Source organism: Salmonella sp. NW177 (genome assembly GCF_051811585.1).
GTDB classification, from domain to species: domain Bacteria; phylum Pseudomonadota; class Gammaproteobacteria; order Enterobacterales; family Enterobacteriaceae; genus Salmonella; species Salmonella enterica.
The window spans coordinates 77175-95035 of sequence record NZ_JAMMZV010000004.1; the positions used below are offsets into that span (position 1 = coordinate 77175).

A 17861-nucleotide genomic window follows, 5' to 3' on the forward strand; every position below is an offset into this window, starting at 1 on the left:
ATGCTTTCTGGCCGACCTTATATCTATTAATTACGAAGCGCAAAAAAAATCGCAGTTCCCCCCATTTCCCACAGTGAAGTGATTGCTATGTTGATTCCGTCTAAATTAAGTCGTCCGGTTCGTCTCGACCATACCGTGGTTCGTGAGCGGCTGTTGGCTAAACTTTCCGGCGCGAACAATTTCAGGCTCGCCCTGGTAACCAGTCCTGCTGGCTATGGGAAAACCACGCTTGTCTCACAGTGGGCGGCGGGCAAAAATGAATTAGGCTGGTACTCTCTCGACGAAGGCGATAACCAGCAAGAGCGATTCGCCAGTTACTTAATTGCCGCTATCCAACAGGCCACCGGCGGACACTGCTCTACCAGCGAAGCGATGGCGCAAAAACGTCAGTATGCCAGCCTGACGTCCCTCTTCGCGCAGCTCTTTATTGAACTGGCGCAGTGGCATCGCCCGCTTTATCTGGTGATTGACGACTACCATTTGATTACCAATCCGGTGATTCACGACGCGATGCGCTTTTTCTTACGGCATCAGCCAGAAAATTTCACCCTGGTGGTATTATCGCGTAATTTGCCGCAACTGGGCATCGCTAACCTGCGCGTGCGCGATCAGCTGTTGGAAATCGGCAGCCAGCAGTTGGCTTTTAACCATCAGGAAGCAAAGCAATTTTTTGACCGTCGTCTTTCGTCGCCCATTGAAGCCGCTGAGAGCAGCCGCATGTGCGATGATGTGGCCGGTTGGGCCACTGCGCTACAGTTGATCGCCCTCTCCGCGCGCCAGAACCATACCTCTGCGCATCACTCCGCCCGCCGTCTTGCCGGGATTAATGCCAGCCACCTTTCTGATTATCTGGTGGACGAAGTACTGGATAACGTGGATGTCAGCACCCGACATTTCTTACTTAAAAGCGCGATCTTACGCTCAATGAATGACGCGTTGATCGTGCGCGTGACCGGCGAAGAAAATGGCCAGATGCGGCTGGAGGAGATTGAGCGTCAGGGGTTATTCCTGCAACGCATGGACGACACAGGCGAGTGGTTTAGCTATCACCCGTTGTTTGGTAGCTTTCTGCGCCAGCGTTGCCAGTGGGAACTGGCGGCGGAACTGCCGGAGATTCACCGCGCGGCCGCGGAAAGCTGGATGGAACAAGGTTTTCCCAGCGAAGCTATTCATCATGCGCTGGCGGCGGGTGACGCGCAAATGCTGCGCGATATCCTGCTTAACCATGCGTGGGGGCTGTTTAATCACAGTGAACTGGCGCTGCTGGAAGAGTCATTAAAAGCGCTGCCGTGGGAAAGCCTGCTGGAAAATCCGCGGCTGGTGTTGTTACAGGCCTGGCTGATGCAAAGCCAACACCGCTACAGCGAAGTGAATACGCTGCTGGCGCGCGCCGAGCAAGAGATCAAAGGGGTCATGGACGGCACACTGCATGCTGAATTTAACGCGCTGCGCGCCCAGGTCGCCATCAACGACGGCAATCCGGAAGAGGCAGAGCGGCTGGCGAAACTGGCGCTGGATGAGCTTCCTCTCGCCTGGTTTTATAGCCGTATTGTCGCGACCTCCGTTCACGGCGAAGTGCTGCACTGTAAAGGCGATCTCAGCCAGTCTTTATCGCTGATGCAGCAAACCGAACAAATGGCGCGCCATCATGACGTCTGGCATTACGCGCTGTGGAGCTTAATTCAACAAAGCGAAATTCAGTTCGCCCAGGGATTCCTGCAGGCCGCATGGGAAACGCAGGAGAGAGCCTTCCAGTTGATCAAAGAGCAACATCTGGAACAACTGCCGATGCATGAGTTTCTGGTACGTATCCGCGCGCAATTGCTGTGGGCGTGGGCGCGCCTTGACGAAGCGGAGGCCTCGGCGCGCAGCGGTATCGCTGTGCTGTCCACCTTCCAGCCGCAACAACAGTTGCAGTGCCTGACGTTACTGGTGCAGTGCTCGCTGGCGCGCGGCGATCTGGATAATGCCCGTAGTCAGCTTAACCGACTGGAAAATTTATTAGGCAATGGCCGTTATCACTGCGACTGGATCTCTAACGCCGATAAGGTGCGTGTCATTTACTGGCAGTTAACCGGCGACAAAAAATCCGCCGCCAACTGGTTACGTCATACGCCCAAACCGGCGTTTGCCAATAACCATTTTCTGCAAGGGCAATGGCGGAATATCGCCCGCGCGCAGATCCTGCTGGGCGAATTCGAGCCTGCGGAAATCGTGCTGGAAGAGTTAAATGAGAATGCCCGTAGCCTGCGCTTAATGAGCGATTTAAACCGCAATCTGCTGTTACTCAATCAGCTTTACTGGCAATCCGGGCGGAAAAACGACGCCCAGCGCGTATTGCTTGATGCCTTACAGCTCGCCAACCGCACCGGATTTATCAGCCATTTTGTGATTGAAGGCGAAGCCATGGCGCAACAATTGCGTCAGCTTATCCAGCTCAATACGCTGCCGGAGATGGAGCAGCATCGCGCGCAGCGCATCCTGCGAGAGATTAACCAACATCACCGGCATAAATTCGCCCATTTTGACGAAGGCTTCGTCGAGCGCCTGCTTAACCATCCGGATGTCCCGGAGCTTATTCGCACCAGCCCGCTCACCCAGCGTGAATGGCAGGTGTTAGGGCTTATCTATTCCGGTTACAGCAACGAACAGATTGCCGGCGAACTGGCGGTAGCCGCAACCACCATTAAGACGCATATCCGCAACCTCTACCAGAAACTCGGCGTCGCGCACCGTCAGGACGCGGTACAGCACGCGCAGCAGTTGCTGAAGATGATGGGGTACGGGGTTTAACGTGTGCCTGATGGCGCTTCGCTTATCAGGCCTGCAGAGTCATTTTAAAACATATTGATATTGCTGGTTTTGTAGGCCGGGAGCATAAACGTAAATCCAGACGTTGAGTTGGCTTCAGGCCCGATGGCCGTCGCTCAGCCGCAGGTTAAATGGCGCCCATCCATCCGGCGGGTCCCATTCGCCACTGCCATAAATAATACCCTCCCGGATATCATGAATAATGACGCCATCAATACCACACGGTTCCGATCGCCAGATAATGCCGGAACTCACGTTGATAAGAAACGTATACTGAAAGGTTGTGACCAGGAAATTCTCGCTCAGCGAGGTCTTATGATCCCAAACATCGGGTATTGAATAAATATGGCCAACATAATCATCAAGAAACAGGCTTTTAACCTGATGTGAATCCGTATCAAATAAGTGAACGTGCTGACCGTATAATATCGCAATAGTCTTATCATTATTCATGATGCCGCTGAAGCACTGCTCAACGATCCAGCGCCCCTCTTCCAGCGCGACAAAAAGACACAGCACGATAACCGGCTCGCCGTCCTGACTCACCAGCACTCTTCGCCGCATCGTTGAAGGGCCGGAAAAGGGATTAACATCCCTCTCCGGGATAGCGTCAGCAACGCGTTGTTCAGCATCAAGGAAATCAGCGTGGTATGTCATGATCCGCTATCCTTTTTACTTACCATAACCTGCACCATCTCCCTCGCCTCCTCCAGGTTGAACGTTACCGGCAAAAACCGTTCCACCACCGCAATATTGGTAAGCAAGTGAGCGGAAGCCCGCGCCACGGTAAACGCGCCTTCGCCCGCCAGCGCCAGCGGTAAAATCAGCTGGTCGGCCAGATGCTCTCCCACCGCCGCCGGGCTTGCGAGATAGCGCCGCGCTTCATGCGCAACCTGATTAGCTACCGCTTCCGCGCTGGTGCCTTTTACGCCGAACGCGGCGAACAGTTCGGTCAACTGTTCGCTTTGGATCATCAGCAACAGCGCATTGCCCGGCCCGCAGCCGCCTTCCAGCGCAACGACGTTTTTCTCCGCCAGCGGGAAGTAGGCTTCCAGCGTTGCGACTTCACGTTCGCCAACGTGGTGAGGCACCGAGGCCAGCAAAGCTTCGGCGGTGATACGCCGCGTCTCGCCGCGCGATATCAGCGTCAGACCGCGTAAAGACGCTGCCGGTTCGACGACCGTTGCCGCCGCGCCGCCGCCTGCCGGATAAAAGCCGTGTTTTATCAGCGTGGTACGCTGGTTGATGCCCATCCTCGCCAACAGCGGCTCCCAGACGCGGCAGATAAAATCGGCGCTGGGCGCGGCCTGATTATGCGTCCCGCCGTGAACCTCCACGCGGGATGAACCGTCAGCAAACCACAGCGCGGGCAGGACGGTTTGCAGCACCAGCATACAACTGCCCGCGCTGCCAATCGCGAAACGGTACTCGCCGCCGCGAATCGGCCCCGGCGTAAAACGCAACTGTTGCGAGCCCAGCTCGTCGCCGTTCACCTGCGCGCCGCAGATTTCCGTCGCCGCCCGCACCGCCGTTAAATGCTGGCGTAGCAGCCCCGGTTTAGCGCGCCCGGCGCGGATGCCGCTCATTTCAAACGGCTGGCCGGTTATCATTGATAAACTCAGCGCCGAGCGCAAAATCTGCCCGCCGCCCTCTCCCTGTGCGCCATCCAGCGCGATGATCCTTGCCATTTTCTATCCTTTAACGCACACCACCTGCCGCAGGGTGTACATGATTTCCACCAGGTCAGACTGCGCCGCCATCACCGCATCAATGTCTTTATACGCCATTGGGATCTCGTCGATCACGTCCGCATCTTTACGGCATTCGACATGCGCGGTGGCGCGAATCTGATCGTCAACGCTAAACAGTTTCTTCGCTTTCGTTCGGCTCATCACACGTCCGGCGCCGTGGCTGCACGAACAGAACGACTCTTCGTTACCCAGCCCGCGCACGATAAAGCTTTTCGCCCCCATCGAACCGGGGATGATACCGAACTCACCGCGCCGCGCCGAAACAGCCCCTTTACGCGTCACATAGATCTCTTCGCCAAAGTGCTGCTCTTTTTGCACATAGTTATGGTGGCAGTTGATCTCGTCCATATCGAGGGCGATCGGTTTTTCCACGCAGCGCTGGAGCGCCGCCAGCGCGTTTTCCATCATCGCCTCGCGGTTCAGGCTGGCGAATTGCTGCGCCCAGTGTACCGCTTTCAGGTAATCGTCAAAATATTCGCTTCCTTCATTAAAATACGCCAGATCGCGGGACGGCAGCGTTTCTAACTGCTCCTGCATTTCTTGCTGCGCCAGGCCGATAAAATAGGTGCCGATGGCGTTACCGATCCCGCGCGAACCGGAGTGCAGCATGATCCATACCCGATCGGTTTCATCCAGACAGATCTCAATAAAGTGGTTACCGGTTCCCAACGTTCCCAGGTGCTTATAGCTATTGGTATTCAAAAAGCGCGGATATTTTTGCGTTAACCACTGATATCCCGCTTCCAGTTGCGCCCATTTTTCATCAACGTTGGCGGGCGGGTTTCCCCATGCGCCCACATCGCGACGCCCGCGTCCGGTGGTACGCCCGTGAGGCACAGCGGCCTCTATGGCGTTACGCAGTTCCGCCAGATTTTCCGGCAGATCGGCCGCCGTTAAGCTGGTACGCAGCGCGTTCATTCCACAACCGATATCCACGCCCACCGCCGCCGGAATAATCGCCCCTTTCGTCGGGATCACGCTACCGATGGTCGATCCTTTCCCCAAATGCACATCCGGCATAACGGCAATATGTTTGAAAATAAACGGCATTTTCGCCGTATTGATCAGCTGCTGACGGGCATCGTCTTCTACCGGTACGCCTTTGGTCCACATTTTTACCGGTGCGTTCTGGGTGGTCATTAATTCGTAATTCATCATTTTTCTCATTTTAATCATTAGGGTGGCGACAAGTTTATGTGAATACACCGCTCTACCATTGAGCTACAGAGCCGGGCTCTGACGGGTCTCGAACCCGCAACAAATGTAGATCCACAGGCATTCGCCAAAATAGGGTGGCACGACAAGTTAAGGTGAATCACCCGCTCTACCGTTGAGCTACAGGGCTAAGCCCCGGCAGGATTCGAACCTGCGTCTGGCCATACAAGGTGTAGATCCACCAGCATTCGTGCCTTCAGCGCCGCGCGACAAATTCATAGCCGGGATGATACGCATCGGGAAAGATGTAATCCCGGCCAGCATTCGCGCCGCGCTGAATACTCTTTACAGCGTCACGGCTTCAATCTCTTCCAGCCAGTGCGCGCTGCCATAGCGACCGTTAACAAAGTTATCTATCACCGTAAACACCTCGTCGCTGAAGCCGCCGACGTTCAAAATATCGCTTCGTTCCGCCGCCTGCGTGGTGCCGTAAGGCAGCAGATCGATACACACCAGGCGCGCCTGCGGGTTGCGCTTTTTCAGTTCGATCCAGCATTCCATGGTGGCCGTTGAGCCATGGCGCGATTTATCAACCCACGATTCGTTATCCGACACCATAATCACCAGATCCACCCGCGCCCGCTCGTTCAACAACCTACGCAGCGGCGCGGAGCAGTTGGTGCCGCCGCCGCCAACCGCCGCCAGCTTTTGCGCGTTGTGCATGACCGACTGGCGCGCATCAAGCCGCACGTCGACCACATCGCATTCAAACGGCAGCACGCGGGCCTGCGGATGATTACGCAGCACGGCGGCGGCGATCAGCCCGGCAACGTCCACGCAGCGGATCTTACTGGTCGCCCCCTTGCGATAGCCGGTTATCGACGACTTCATCGACCCCGACACGTCCGGGCAGACCACCACATTGCCGCGAAACGGCGGAATGTTCTCCAGCGCGTACTCCATCGCCTGCGCTAAAGCCTCGCGAATAACCTGCGGCACGCCGCTTTGCAGATTGCTCCACGCCGACAGCAACTGATAAGGATAAACCCAGGACTGGCGCACCTGCGCTCTGTCCGCCAGCTGCTGCGCCACGCTGGCGGCAAGCGTTGTATTCTCAAACACGTCATGACGCGCCAGCGTATTCAAATTCATCCGCAACGTTTGCCAACTCATCCGCTGCGCCAGTTGTGCCCACTGTTCGCGACTCAGCGGCGCGTTGGTCAGCAGTAAAAACGGCACATCGGGTAAGGCCGCGCCCATGTCGCCTTCACGAAACGCCAGCAGCGCGCGCGTTTTTTCCGGCAGTTGCGTCTTATCGCACGGCTTACCAATCAGCCAGGCGAAGAAGGCTTCCTGCCACGCCGCTTGCGGCCGTGGGTGCACCATTTTGACGATATCCGCCAGCGACGGCGCATTGCCCACCGATGCCTGCAATAAGCGCTCTTCGCTGGCGTTCTGCAACCAACGCTGCACCAGCTTCTTTGGCCGCGTCCCCAGCGAGCGCCGTCCGGTCACGCCGCTGCGTAACATTTGCACAAAGTTACGCAGCATCCGGCCATTGTTGATCACCCGCGCAAATACTACCGGCAGCAGCGCCGAACCACGCGCCGCCAGAATGGCGGTCAACAGCGCGGGCATATCCTTCATCATCCCGCGTTCGCGGCCATAAATCGCCAGTTGCGCTAAAAACAGATCGTCGAGATCTTTCGCCGTCGCCAGAACATCATTTAGCTGCGCCTGGCCGCTGGCATAAAAAGTCTCGTTCATGCAGCCGGTCATCACCATTTGCGCCAGTTTATGGCGCGGGGTGAAGGCAAAGGCCGCTGCGCCTTGCTGATTGCTGGCGTTGGCCAGCGGCGCGTCCCTTAACAGCGAACGGAACAAAAGTGGATTAGCCATTTGTTTTTCCCATTTCCGTTATTCTCCATGCCAGAGTTATTGCAACCAGCGTGCCAGAAAATAAATTATTTTATAATTTATTGATTTTTAACTAATTTATTTCTTTAGTGTTCAAGTGAAAGAAAAATGCCTGCACGGCAGCCATTAAAAAGCGATAAAATTATCTCGTCTTTTAGAAGGAAATCTAAGATGCGAAAAACGGTGGCCTTTGGTTTTGTCGGTACGGTGCTCGACTATGCAGGACGCGGCAGTCAGCGTTGGGAAAAATGGCGCCCTACTTTGTGTCTGTGCCAGCAGGAGACGCTGGTCGTTCACCGCCTGGAACTGCTGTACGATGCCCGCTCTCGCTCGCTGTTTGAAGGATTAAAGAAGGATATCGCCAGCGTCTCGCCGGAAACGGAAGTCGTCGGCGTAGAAATCGCGATCCGCAACCCGTGGGACTTCGAAGAGGTTTACGCCTGCCTGCACGATTTCGCCCGCAGCCATACCTTTCATCCCGAAGATGAAGACTATCTGATTCATATCACCACCGGCACCCACGTCGCGCAGATCTGCTGGTTCCTGCTGGCGGAGGCGCGCTATCTACCGGCGCGATTAGCGCAGACCTCGCCGCCGCGCAAAAAAGATAAACCGCATAGCACGGGCGACGTGACGATTATTGACCTCGACCTCAGCCGCTACAATGACATCGCCACCCGCTTCGCCCAGGAGCGGGAGGAGACGCTCAACTTCCTGAAGTCCGGCATTGCAACCCGCAACCCGTGTTTCAACCGGATGATTGAGCAAATTGAGCGCGTCGCGATACGCTCCCGTTCGCCAATCCTGCTCAACGGCCCGACCGGCGCGGGCAAGTCGTTGCTCGCCCGCCGCATCTATGAACTAAAACTGGCCCGCCACCAGTTCAGCGGCCCATTTGTCGAAGTGAACTGCGCCACCCTGCGCGGCGACACGGCGATGTCGGCGCTGTTCGGCCACGTTAAGGGGGCGTTTACCGGCGCGAGAGAGGAGCGTGCGGGACTGCTGCGCAGCGCCGACGGCGGTATGTTGTTTCTTGACGAAGTGGGAGAGCTGGGCGCGGATGAACAGGCCATGTTGCTGAAAGCCATTGAAGAGAAACGCTTTTACCCTTTCGGCAGCGACCAGCAGGTCAGCAGCGATTTCCAGTTGATTGCCGGCACGGTGCGCGACCTGCGCCAGCGAGTGGCGGAGGGGACATTCCGCGAAGACCTGTACGCGCGCATTAATCTCTGGACCTTCGAACTACCGGGCCTGCGTCAGCGCCAGGAAGATATTGAACCAAACCTTGACTACGAACTAGAACGCCACGCGGCGCTAACCGGCGACAGCGTGCGTTTTAATACCGAAGCGCGCCGCGCCTGGCTGAGCTTCGCCACCTCGCCGCAGGCCGCCTGGCGCGGTAACTTCCGCGAACTCTCCGCCAGCGTCACCCGCATGGCGACGCTGGCGGACAACGGGCGAATCACGGTCGAAACGGTAGACGATGAAATCGCGCGTTTGCGCTATAGCTGGAATGACCATCGCCCCTCCGCGCTCGACGGACTGCCGGGCATTGACGCAACGGCGCTGGATCTGTTTGACCGTATGCAACTGGAAAACGTCGTTGCGGTCTGCCGCCAGGCGAAAACCCTTTCCGACGCCGGGCGGCAGCTATTCAACGTTTCCCGTCAGGGGAAAGCCACGGTGAATGACGCTGACCGGCTGCGTAAATACCTGGCGCGTTTTGGTCTGACGTGGGACGTTTTACAGAATTAACACAGCTCCAGTTGAATATGGTTCTCCGTCAACACCTGCATCACGCCCGGCGGCGGCAGGGTATCGGTGTAGACCGCATCGACCATACTAATGCTGCCCATGTTTACCATCGCGTTACGGCCAAATTTAGAGTGATCCACCACCAGCATCACGTGGCGCGAATTTTCGATAATCGCGCGCTTGGTGCGTACCTCATGGTAGTCAAATTCCAGCAACGAGCCGTCGCTATCAATACCGCTAATACCGAGAATGCCGAAATCGAGACGGAACTGGGCGATAAAGTCCTGCGTCGCTTCGCCAATAATGCCGCCGTCGCGGCTACGGAGTTCGCCGCCAGCGAGGATAATACGAAAATCCTCTTTCGCCATTAGCGTGTTCGCTACGTTCAAATTGTTGGTCACGATCCGCAAATTACTGTGCCCTAACAGGGCGTGCGCTACGGCTTCCGGCGTCGTGCCGATATCAATAAACAGCGTTGAACCATTGGGGATCTGGGCCGCGACTTTGCGAGCGATGCGCTCTTTTTCTTCCGTTTGCGTCGCCTTACGATCGTGCCACGGCGTGTTCACTGAGCTGGAGGGCAACGCCGCGCCGCCGTGGTGGCGCAAAATCATATTCTGTTCCGCCAGATCGTTAAGATCCCGACGAATGGTTTGCGGGCTGACAGAAAAATGCTCCACCAGCTCTTCCGTACTGACGTACCCCTGTTTTTTCACCAGTTCAATGATCGCGTCATGCCGTTGTGTTTGTTTCATGAATAATCTCTGAAAGTAACCAACCTTGCGCCGGATAGCGACATTCGCCCTACCCGGCCTGGAAAAATATCTCGACCACAGGCCGGATACGCCTCACGTTCGTTTTCGCGCATTCAGCGTATCAACAAAGGCCATCGCTAAACCGACGATAAGCCCAGCGATGTGCGCGCCGTTCGCCATAGACATGCCAAACCAGTCAAACCAACCAGCGACTATCCACAATAATGCAAAAATAATTAAGCCGCGCTGGAGGTAAATTCCGCTTTGCGGATCGCGCTCTCCGCGCAGCCACACGTACCCCATCAGCGCATAGACGACGCCAGACAGTCCGCCAAACCACGGGCCGCTAAATTTATGCTGTACATAGCCGCTTAGCAGCGCGCTTATCACCGTAATGACGATTAATTTACCGCTGCCCAGGCGCTTCTCTACCGCCCCGCCGAGATACCACCACCACAGCAGGTTAAAAAGAATATGCATCAGTGAGAAGTGCATAAAGATATGGGTGAAGTAGCGCCAGAATTCAAATTTTAAAACCGGATCGAACGGCCACGCCAGCCACACCATCACCGTCTGATCGCCGATGAGACTCATCGCAATATAGACCAGCACGCAGGCGAGCATCACGATCCAGGTAACAGGGCCGGCTCGTTCACGCAGCGTGGCGAGAAAGGGAAAACGGCGGTAGCGTAGCCCGCTGTTAGTCTGCCCGGACTGCCAGCTAGCCGCCAGATAACGCGGATCGCCGGGATTTTCTATAAACCGCGCCAGCTCGACCCGCACACGTTCGGCCTGCGATTCATCTGCCAACCAGATATCGCTTTGATTATGTTGCTGAATAGTAAGAATGACGCCCTGGGTGGCCATGTAATCAACAAATGCCTGCGCCACGCGAGGATTCGCAAAGGAAGTAATCATCAACATTATTGCTGTCGCTTAGTCCATACAAAAGAAGACAGTATATATACCCTTCTCGTCGGAGGCTGCATCTTTATGGGATTACGCGCCATTCGCGACATCGGCAGGGAAACGGCGATGCCAGGCCTCAAACCCGCCGTCAATGCTGTAAACCGCATCATAGCCTTGCTGGAGCAGATACTGCGCGGCGCCTTTACTACTGTTGCCGTGATAGCACATTACCATCACGGCGGTATCGAAACCATGCTCACGCATAAACGCGCCCAGCGTATCGTTAGTCAAGTGAAACGCCTGCGGCGCATGACCCATGGCATAACTTTGCGGATCGCGAATATCGACCAGCACCGCCGCGCCCTGGTGCAGTTTCTGATACGCCTCTTCTACAGTGATACATTCAAATTGTTCCATGAATCGCTCTTTCATTATTGCCGGTGAAGCCAATTAAGGCATTTTATCGCCCAGTGTACGTTGACGGAGTAGCTTAACGCCATAATGTTATACATATCACTCTAAAATGTTTTTTCGATGTTACCAATAGCGCGTTTCTTTGCTATTATGTTCGATAACGAACATTTTTGAACTTTAACGAAAGTGCAAGAGGGCAGCATGGAAACCAAAGATCTGATCGTGATAGGCGGGGGCATTAACGGTGCAGGCATCGCGGCTGATGCCGCCGGACGCGGTTTGTCCGTACTCATGCTGGAAGCGCAGGATTTGGCCTGCGCAACCTCTTCCGCCAGTTCGAAACTTATCCACGGCGGCTTACGCTACCTTGAGCACTACGAGTTCCGTCTGGTCAGCGAAGCGCTGGCAGAACGTGAAGTGCTGTTGAAAATGGCGCCGCACATCGCCTTCCCGATGCGTTTTCGTCTGCCGCACCGCCCGCATTTACGTCCGGCCTGGATGATCCGTATCGGTCTGTTTATGTACGATCACCTCGGCAAACGTACCAGTTTACCCGGTTCCACCGGTGTGCGGTTTGGCGCAGATTCGGTGCTCAAACCTGAAATCGTGCGCGGATTCGAATATTCCGACTGCTGGGTAGACGATGCGCGTCTGGTGCTGGCTAACGCACAGATGGTGGTGCGTAAAGGCGGCGAAGTCCTTACCCGTACTCGCGCAACCGCCGCTCGCAGGGAAAATGGCCTGTGGATTGTCGAAGCGGAAGATATCGACACCGGTAAAAAATATGTCTGGCAGGCGCGCGGACTGGTTAACGCCACCGGACCGTGGGTCAAACAGTTCTTCGACGAAGGGATGCATCTGCCGTCGCCGTATGGCATCCGCCTGATCAAAGGCAGCCATATCGTCGTGCCGCGCGTCCATAATCAGAAGCAGGCGTATATTCTGCAAAACGAAGATAAGCGTATCGTCTTTGTCATTCCGTGGATGGAAGAGTTTTCGATCATTGGCACAACCGATGTCGAATATAAAGGCGATCCGAAAGCGGTAAAAATTGAAGAGAGCGAAATTAATTACCTGTTGAAGGTCTATAACGCGCACTTCCAGAAACAACTGGGGCGCGATGACATCGTCTGGACGTACTCCGGCGTCCGTCCGCTGTGCGATGATGAGTCCGACTCACCGCAGGCGATCACTCGCGATTATACCCTTGATATCCATGATGAAAACGGCAAAGCGCCGCTGCTTTCCGTGTTTGGCGGTAAGCTCACGACCTACCGTAAGCTGGCCGAACACGCGATGGAAAAACTGGCGTCTTATTATCCAGGCATCGGGCCGGCATGGACCAAAACGTGCGTACTGCCCGGCGGCGACATCGACGGCAGCCGCGAAGATTACGCGGCGAAGCTGCGTCGTCGTTACCCATTCCTGACGGAATCGCTGGCGCGCCACTATTCGCGCACTTACGGCAGCAACACGGAGTGGATTCTCGGCGAAGCCACGTCACTGCTTGATTTAGGCGAAGATTTCGGTCATGAGTTTTACGAAGCGGAACTCAAGTACCTGGTGGATCACGAATGGGTGCGCCGTACTGAAGACGCTATCTGGCGTCGCACCAAAGAAGGCATGTGGCTGACCGCCGAGCAGCAGTCCCGCATCACCCAGTGGCTGGCGGCGTATGTTGAGAAACACCAACTTTCACTGGCGTCGTAATAAAATCCGGGGCGGTTTATACCGCCCTTTTCGCCACATACCGCATTCACTCGCCGGGTTTTGTACAGCCGGGCATATGATTAGTGATACGGTAGCGATCGACACTTATTTTGGTAATAAAGAAGGGTTTTGCCCGCGCTTCGCTATTCCAGAGAGTTTTCCCCGTTTTACACCAGCTTTTATGAGAAATGTTGGCATAATGAACCACGCTCTCCTCCCCCAGCACGCTTTCAAAATGCGCGCGTTTATCACCGTCGGCCACGCTAAAGTCAGCATAAAAAAGATTGCTGTCCAGGTTAAACGTCATCTCTATTTCACTGGCGGACGATGGAAAGAACACAGGTAGCCAGGTCCAGATACCGGATTGCTCCGGTATGGCGGCATAATCAGGAAAATAGCTTACCTGGCGATCATCGCAGGCGGTCAGCACAGCGACGATGATTAATGCCGCACCACACCGAAGAACCTGATTAATCAGCTCAGCAACAATATCTTTATGCCACGAAGTGGATTCACGCCGTGCAATACGAATACCAGCGCCGCTGACCGGGTCTACGCCAACCAGTTCCACATATAGTTTAACCTCTTCCATTTAATCCCTTTATTTCGCGGCCGGATACAGCGGCACATATCCCACATCCTGCACCAACTGCTGCCCCTGCGGGCTTAGAAACCAGTCCACCAGCTTTTGTGTTTCCGCTGTGGGGTGTTCACGGGTGACCATATAAACATCAACCGTGTATGGGTAACTGCCGTTACGAATATTTTCAACCGTCGGCGCAACATCGTTTATCGCCAGTAATTTAATCTCTTTATTGCTGTGCATCTGCGTAGCGTAATAACGAAAGGTATAGCCAATGGCGTTGTGCGTATTGCGATACTCAGCCACGATATCCACCATTTCCCCCATCGCGGTTGCCACTGATGTTTTTTGCGCTGGCATCAGCTTTGTTTCTTTCATTACCTTCGCCAGCATCGCCGTTTGGCTGCCAGAGTTTTCCGGTCGCTGCCAGGGCTTAATGTCGATTGCCTCTCCGCCTACCTCATTCCAGTGGGTGATTCTTCCGCTAAAAATGCCGCGAATTTGTACATCACTCAACGATGACACGGGATTGTTTTGGTTGACGATAAACACAAACGCTTCACGTGCAAAGGGGGTGTAAACCAGTTTTACGCCACTGGCCTCGGCCAATTGCTTTTGAGCAGTGGAAGGCTGGGCGACAAAAATAAGATCGGCATTACCGTTAAGGATATTTTGATAGGCTTCAATGGTTCCCTGGTTTTCAAGGTAGTCTTCAGGGCAGATATCATCCGGAAAGCGCGTAAGCGCATAAAAAGCCGAGGCGTATAACGGCAAGCCAGCCGTTGCGCCATCGAGCCGCGGCCAATTTTGAGTGAGCAAAAGTGTCGGTTCATCGCGCAGCCCGGTTAGCTTGTTGCCCCATGTGTGCGCCTGATAATCGCGGAAATAAAGATATTCACTGCTCTCGGGAGCGGGATACTTCACGGCATAAAGATGTGACTGGTATACGGCACAGCTCCCGAAAAACAGCAGACAAATCACCAGCAGGTTACGACAAGTGTAGCCCGCACCGCCGCGTAGCACTCCCCAACGCGCACCGCCATACCCTAATGCAAAACAGAGCTGCGAGCCAACCGGGATGAGCAACACTGCCCATACCCAGTCGTTGAAAAAGGATATTACGCTGGGTACTAACCAAAGCGTTTGCACCACCTGGGCGATGGGTTTACGCCCTATCGCGCGAATATTAAGATCGGTGAGAAACATCAGGATGACCCACCCCATCAGCACCACCAGAGCGGGCATAAGCAGGCAGCAATCACGCCATTCTGGATTTACCTCTGATGCATTTCCCTTTCCCCATATTCGGCCACAGAGAAAAATTAACCCTGCGCCCAGAAGCGCTACCGGGATAATGGTCGCCTTCTCAATAGATTGCGCGACGGGGATACTATTTTCAAGAACGCTAATGCACGCCCACATTCCCCCCACGATAACCGTAATAATGTTCACCAGCAGCGGCACGCCGATAAACGCCATCACCAATGATGTTAAGCTCCTTTGCATCTTCATATTTTGCTTCACCCATCCCTGTATCAGCGCAAAGTATAAACCTGCAGATATCTCCCCCTTCCCCCGCACTTTTCCGAAATACACGCATAAAAAACGGGGCCGTTTGGCCCCGTTCTCAAGCGTTAAACCGCTACAACCGCACCGGATCAATATGCCAGATATTTTCGGCATACTCTTTGATGGTTCTGTCCGATGAGAAGTAGCCCATATTGGCAATGTTGAGCATCGCTTTCGTCGTCCATTCTTCCGGGCGACGATACAACTCATCCACCTTATCCTGGCAGTCCACGTAGCTGCGGTAGTCCGCCAGCACCTGATAGTGATCGCCAAAGTTAATCAGCGAATCAACCAGATCGCGGTAACGGCCTGGCTCTTCCGGATTAAAGACGCCGCTACCAATCTGCGTCAGTACCTGATGTAGCTCTTCATCTTTTTCATAATAGTCGCGAGGCTTATAACCCTGCCTGCGCAACGCTTCCACCTCTTCTGCAGTATTACCGAAGATAAAGATATTCTCCTCGCCGACATGCTCCTGCATCTCTACGTTCGCGCCATCCAGCGTACCAATGGTGAGCGCGCCGTTCAGGGCAAATTTCATATTACTGGTGCCGGAAGCTTCTGTCCCTGCCAGCGAAATCTGCTCAGACAGGTCGGCAGCGGGAATGATCACCTGCGCCAGGCTGACGCTGTAGTTCGGGATAAACACCACTTTCAGCTTGTCGCCAATCTGCGGATCGTTGTTAATCACTTTCGCCACGTCGTTGATCAGATGAATAATGTGTTTTGCCATGTAATAGGCGGAAGCCGCCTTACCGGCAAAAATATTCACCCGCGGCACCCAGTCGGCCTCCGGATTTTCTTTAATGCGGTTATAGCGGGTAATGACATGCAGTACATTCATCAACTGCCGCTTGTATTCGTGAATACGCTTAATCTGCACGTCAAATAACGCTTTAGGGTTCACCACCACATTCAGTTGTTGCGCTATCACTACCGCCAGCCGCTTTTTATTTTCCAGCTTCGCCTGACGCACCGCATGATTGACCAGCGGATAATCACAATGCTGCTTCAGCTCGCTGAGCTGACTAAGATCGGTACGCCAGGTACGACCAATATTCTCATCCAGCACGTCAGAAAGCGGCGGGTTTGCCAGCGCCAGCCAGCGGCGCGGCGTAACGCCGTTCGTGACGTTACAAAAACGGGTCGGGAAAATCTTCGCAAAATCCGCGAACAGCGACTGCACCATCAGGTTGGAATGGAGTTCAGAAACGCCGTTGACTTTATGGCTGACCACCACCGCCAGCCAGGCCATCCGTACCCGGCGGCCGTTCGACTCATCAATAATCGACGCGCGTCCAAGCAGGCTGGTATCGTTGGGATATTGCTCCTGCAACGTTTTCAGGAAATAGTCGTTAATCTCGAAGATAATCTGCAGGTGACGGGGCAGAATTTTCCCCAGCATATCGACGGGCCAGGTTTCCAGCGCCTCGCTCATCAGCGTATGGTTGGTGTAAGAGAAGACCTGACAGCACACCTCAAACGCGTCGTCCCAGCTAAATTTATGTTCATCAATCAGCAGGCGCATCAGCTCCGGAATTGACAGCACCGGATGCGTATCATTGAGGTGAATGGCGATTTTATCCGCCAGATTCTCATAGGTTTTATGCAGTTGATAATGACGGTGCAGGATATCCTGCACTGTCGCCGAGACCAGGAAATACTCCTGGCGCAGGCGTAGCTCTCGTCCGGAATAGGTGGAATCGTCCGGATAGAGCACCCGTGAAACGTTCTCAGAGTGGTTTTTATCTTCCACCGCCGCAAAGTAGTCGCCCTGGTTGAATTTACCGAGGTTGATTTCACTACTGGCCTGCGCATTCCACAGCCGCAGTGTGTTAGTGGCGTCGGTGTCGTAACCGGGGATGATCTGATCATACGCGACGGCCAGAATCTCTTCCGTCTCAATCCAACGCGCTTTTTTACCTTCCTGCTGAATGCGACCGCCAAAAAGCACCTTATAGCGCGTATTGTGGCGCTTGAACTCCCACGGGTTGCCATATTCCAGCCAGTAATCCGGAGACTCTTTTTGCCGCCCGTCGACAATATTCTGCTTAAACATGCCGTAGTCGTAGCGAATGCCATACCCGCGACCCGGTAATCCTAGCGTCGCCAGCGAGTCCAGGAAGCAAGCCGCCAGCCGTCCTAAGCCGCCGTTGCCAAGCCCTGGGTCATTCTCTTCATCGATCAGCTCTTCGAGATCTAAGCCCATGGCCTCCAGCGCGCCTTTAACGTCGTCATAAATGCCCAACGAGAGCAGCGCGTTAGAGAGAGTACGACCAATCAAAAACTCCATCGACAGGTAATAAACCTGCCGGGTTTCCTGCGATAATTGGGCTCGATTAGAACGCAGCCAGCGCTCCACCAGACGATCGCGCACCGCGAACAACGTGGCGTTCAGCCATTCGTGTTTATTGGCAATGACCGGGTCTTTACCAATCGTAAACATCAGCTTATAGGCAATAGAATGCTTAAGCGCCTCAACGCTGAGAGTGGGCGATGCATAAGTAAACGGAGCATTCATATAAATGATTC

13 protein-coding genes are annotated in these 17861 nt (G+C 54.6%); 3 read left to right on the forward strand and 10 right to left on the reverse strand.

Annotation, left to right across the window (positions count from 1 at the left end; all coding sequences use genetic code 11):
* The first annotated feature begins 87 nt into the window (after positions 1-87).
* Positions 88-2793 (forward strand): HTH-type transcriptional regulator MalT, encoded by a 2706-nt coding sequence (gene malT, locus NA986_RS13195; protein ID WP_000907030.1) that lies wholly within the window; start codon positions 88-90, stop codon positions 2791-2793.
* A 114-nt stretch (positions 2794-2907) separates the two neighbouring features.
* Here the strand turns inward: malT and NA986_RS13200 are convergent, their stop codons facing one another.
* The 4 genes from NA986_RS13200 to NA986_RS13215 form a co-directional block, all read right to left on the reverse strand.
* Positions 2908-3468: a hypothetical protein gene (locus tag NA986_RS13200; RefSeq protein WP_000220922.1), complete on the reverse strand. Its 561-nt coding sequence runs from the start codon at positions 3466-3468 to the stop codon at positions 2908-2910.
* Positions 3465-4499 carry an RNA 3'-terminal phosphate cyclase gene (rtcA, locus tag NA986_RS13205; RefSeq protein WP_000101026.1) on the reverse strand — a complete coding sequence of 345 codons (1035 nt, stop codon included), beginning with the start codon at positions 4497-4499 and terminating at the stop codon, positions 3465-3467. The genes NA986_RS13200 and rtcA overlap by 4 nt, the downstream gene beginning before the upstream one ends.
* A 3-nt stretch (positions 4500-4502) precedes the next feature.
* Entirely contained in the window at positions 4503-5717 is a 1215-nt protein-coding gene (rtcB, locus tag NA986_RS13210; protein WP_001105526.1) for an RNA-splicing ligase RtcB, read from the reverse strand.
* A 345-nt stretch (positions 5718-6062) separates the two neighbouring features.
* Positions 6063-7616 (reverse strand): vWA domain-containing protein, encoded by a 1554-nt coding sequence (locus NA986_RS13215; RefSeq protein WP_023216688.1) that lies wholly within the window; start codon positions 7614-7616, stop codon positions 6063-6065.
* 189 nt (positions 7617-7805) lie between these two features.
* On the opposite strand from NA986_RS13215, the gene rtcR reads away from it, so the two are divergent.
* Positions 7806-9389, forward strand: coding sequence for an RNA repair transcriptional activator RtcR (rtcR, locus tag NA986_RS13220; protein ID WP_023216689.1), 1584 nt, complete (start codon positions 7806-7808; stop codon positions 9387-9389).
* Here rtcR and NA986_RS13225 read toward each other — a convergent pair.
* The 3 genes from NA986_RS13225 to glpE form a co-directional block, all read right to left on the reverse strand.
* Entirely contained in the window at positions 9386-10144 is a 759-nt protein-coding gene (locus NA986_RS13225) for a DeoR/GlpR family transcriptional regulator (RefSeq protein ID WP_000815085.1), read from the reverse strand. The genes rtcR and NA986_RS13225 overlap by 4 nt on opposite strands.
* Before the next feature lie 93 nt (positions 10145-10237).
* On the reverse strand, positions 10238-11068 hold the full coding sequence (glpG, locus tag NA986_RS13230; RefSeq protein WP_023216690.1) for a rhomboid family intramembrane serine protease GlpG: 831 nt from the start codon (positions 11066-11068) through the stop codon (positions 10238-10240).
* Between the two features lie 75 nt (positions 11069-11143).
* Positions 11144-11470 carry a thiosulfate sulfurtransferase GlpE gene (glpE, locus tag NA986_RS13235; protein ID WP_000434523.1) on the reverse strand — a complete coding sequence of 109 codons (327 nt, stop codon included), beginning with the start codon at positions 11468-11470 and terminating at the stop codon, positions 11144-11146.
* A gap of 198 nt (positions 11471-11668) precedes the next feature.
* On the opposite strand from glpE, the gene glpD reads away from it, so the two are divergent.
* The gene (gene glpD, locus NA986_RS13240) at positions 11669-13177 is read left to right on the forward strand and encodes a glycerol-3-phosphate dehydrogenase (RefSeq protein WP_000448178.1); all 1509 of its coding nucleotides are present in this window, start codon (positions 11669-11671) and stop codon (positions 13175-13177) included.
* 46 nt (positions 13178-13223) lie between these two features.
* Here the strand turns inward: glpD and NA986_RS13245 are convergent, their stop codons facing one another.
* The 3 genes from NA986_RS13245 to glgP form a co-directional block, all read right to left on the reverse strand.
* On the reverse strand, positions 13224-13769 hold the full coding sequence (locus NA986_RS13245; protein WP_023216691.1) for a hypothetical protein: 546 nt from the start codon (positions 13767-13769) through the stop codon (positions 13224-13226).
* Between the two features lie 9 nt (positions 13770-13778).
* Positions 13779-15272 carry a PstS family phosphate ABC transporter substrate-binding protein gene (locus NA986_RS13250; protein WP_024147211.1) on the reverse strand — a complete coding sequence of 498 codons (1494 nt, stop codon included), beginning with the start codon at positions 15270-15272 and terminating at the stop codon, positions 13779-13781.
* A gap of 130 nt (positions 15273-15402) precedes the next feature.
* Positions 15403-17850 carry a glycogen phosphorylase gene (gene glgP, locus NA986_RS13255; protein WP_000993424.1) on the reverse strand — a complete coding sequence of 816 codons (2448 nt, stop codon included), beginning with the start codon at positions 17848-17850 and terminating at the stop codon, positions 15403-15405.
* Positions 17851-17861 lie beyond the last annotated feature (11 nt).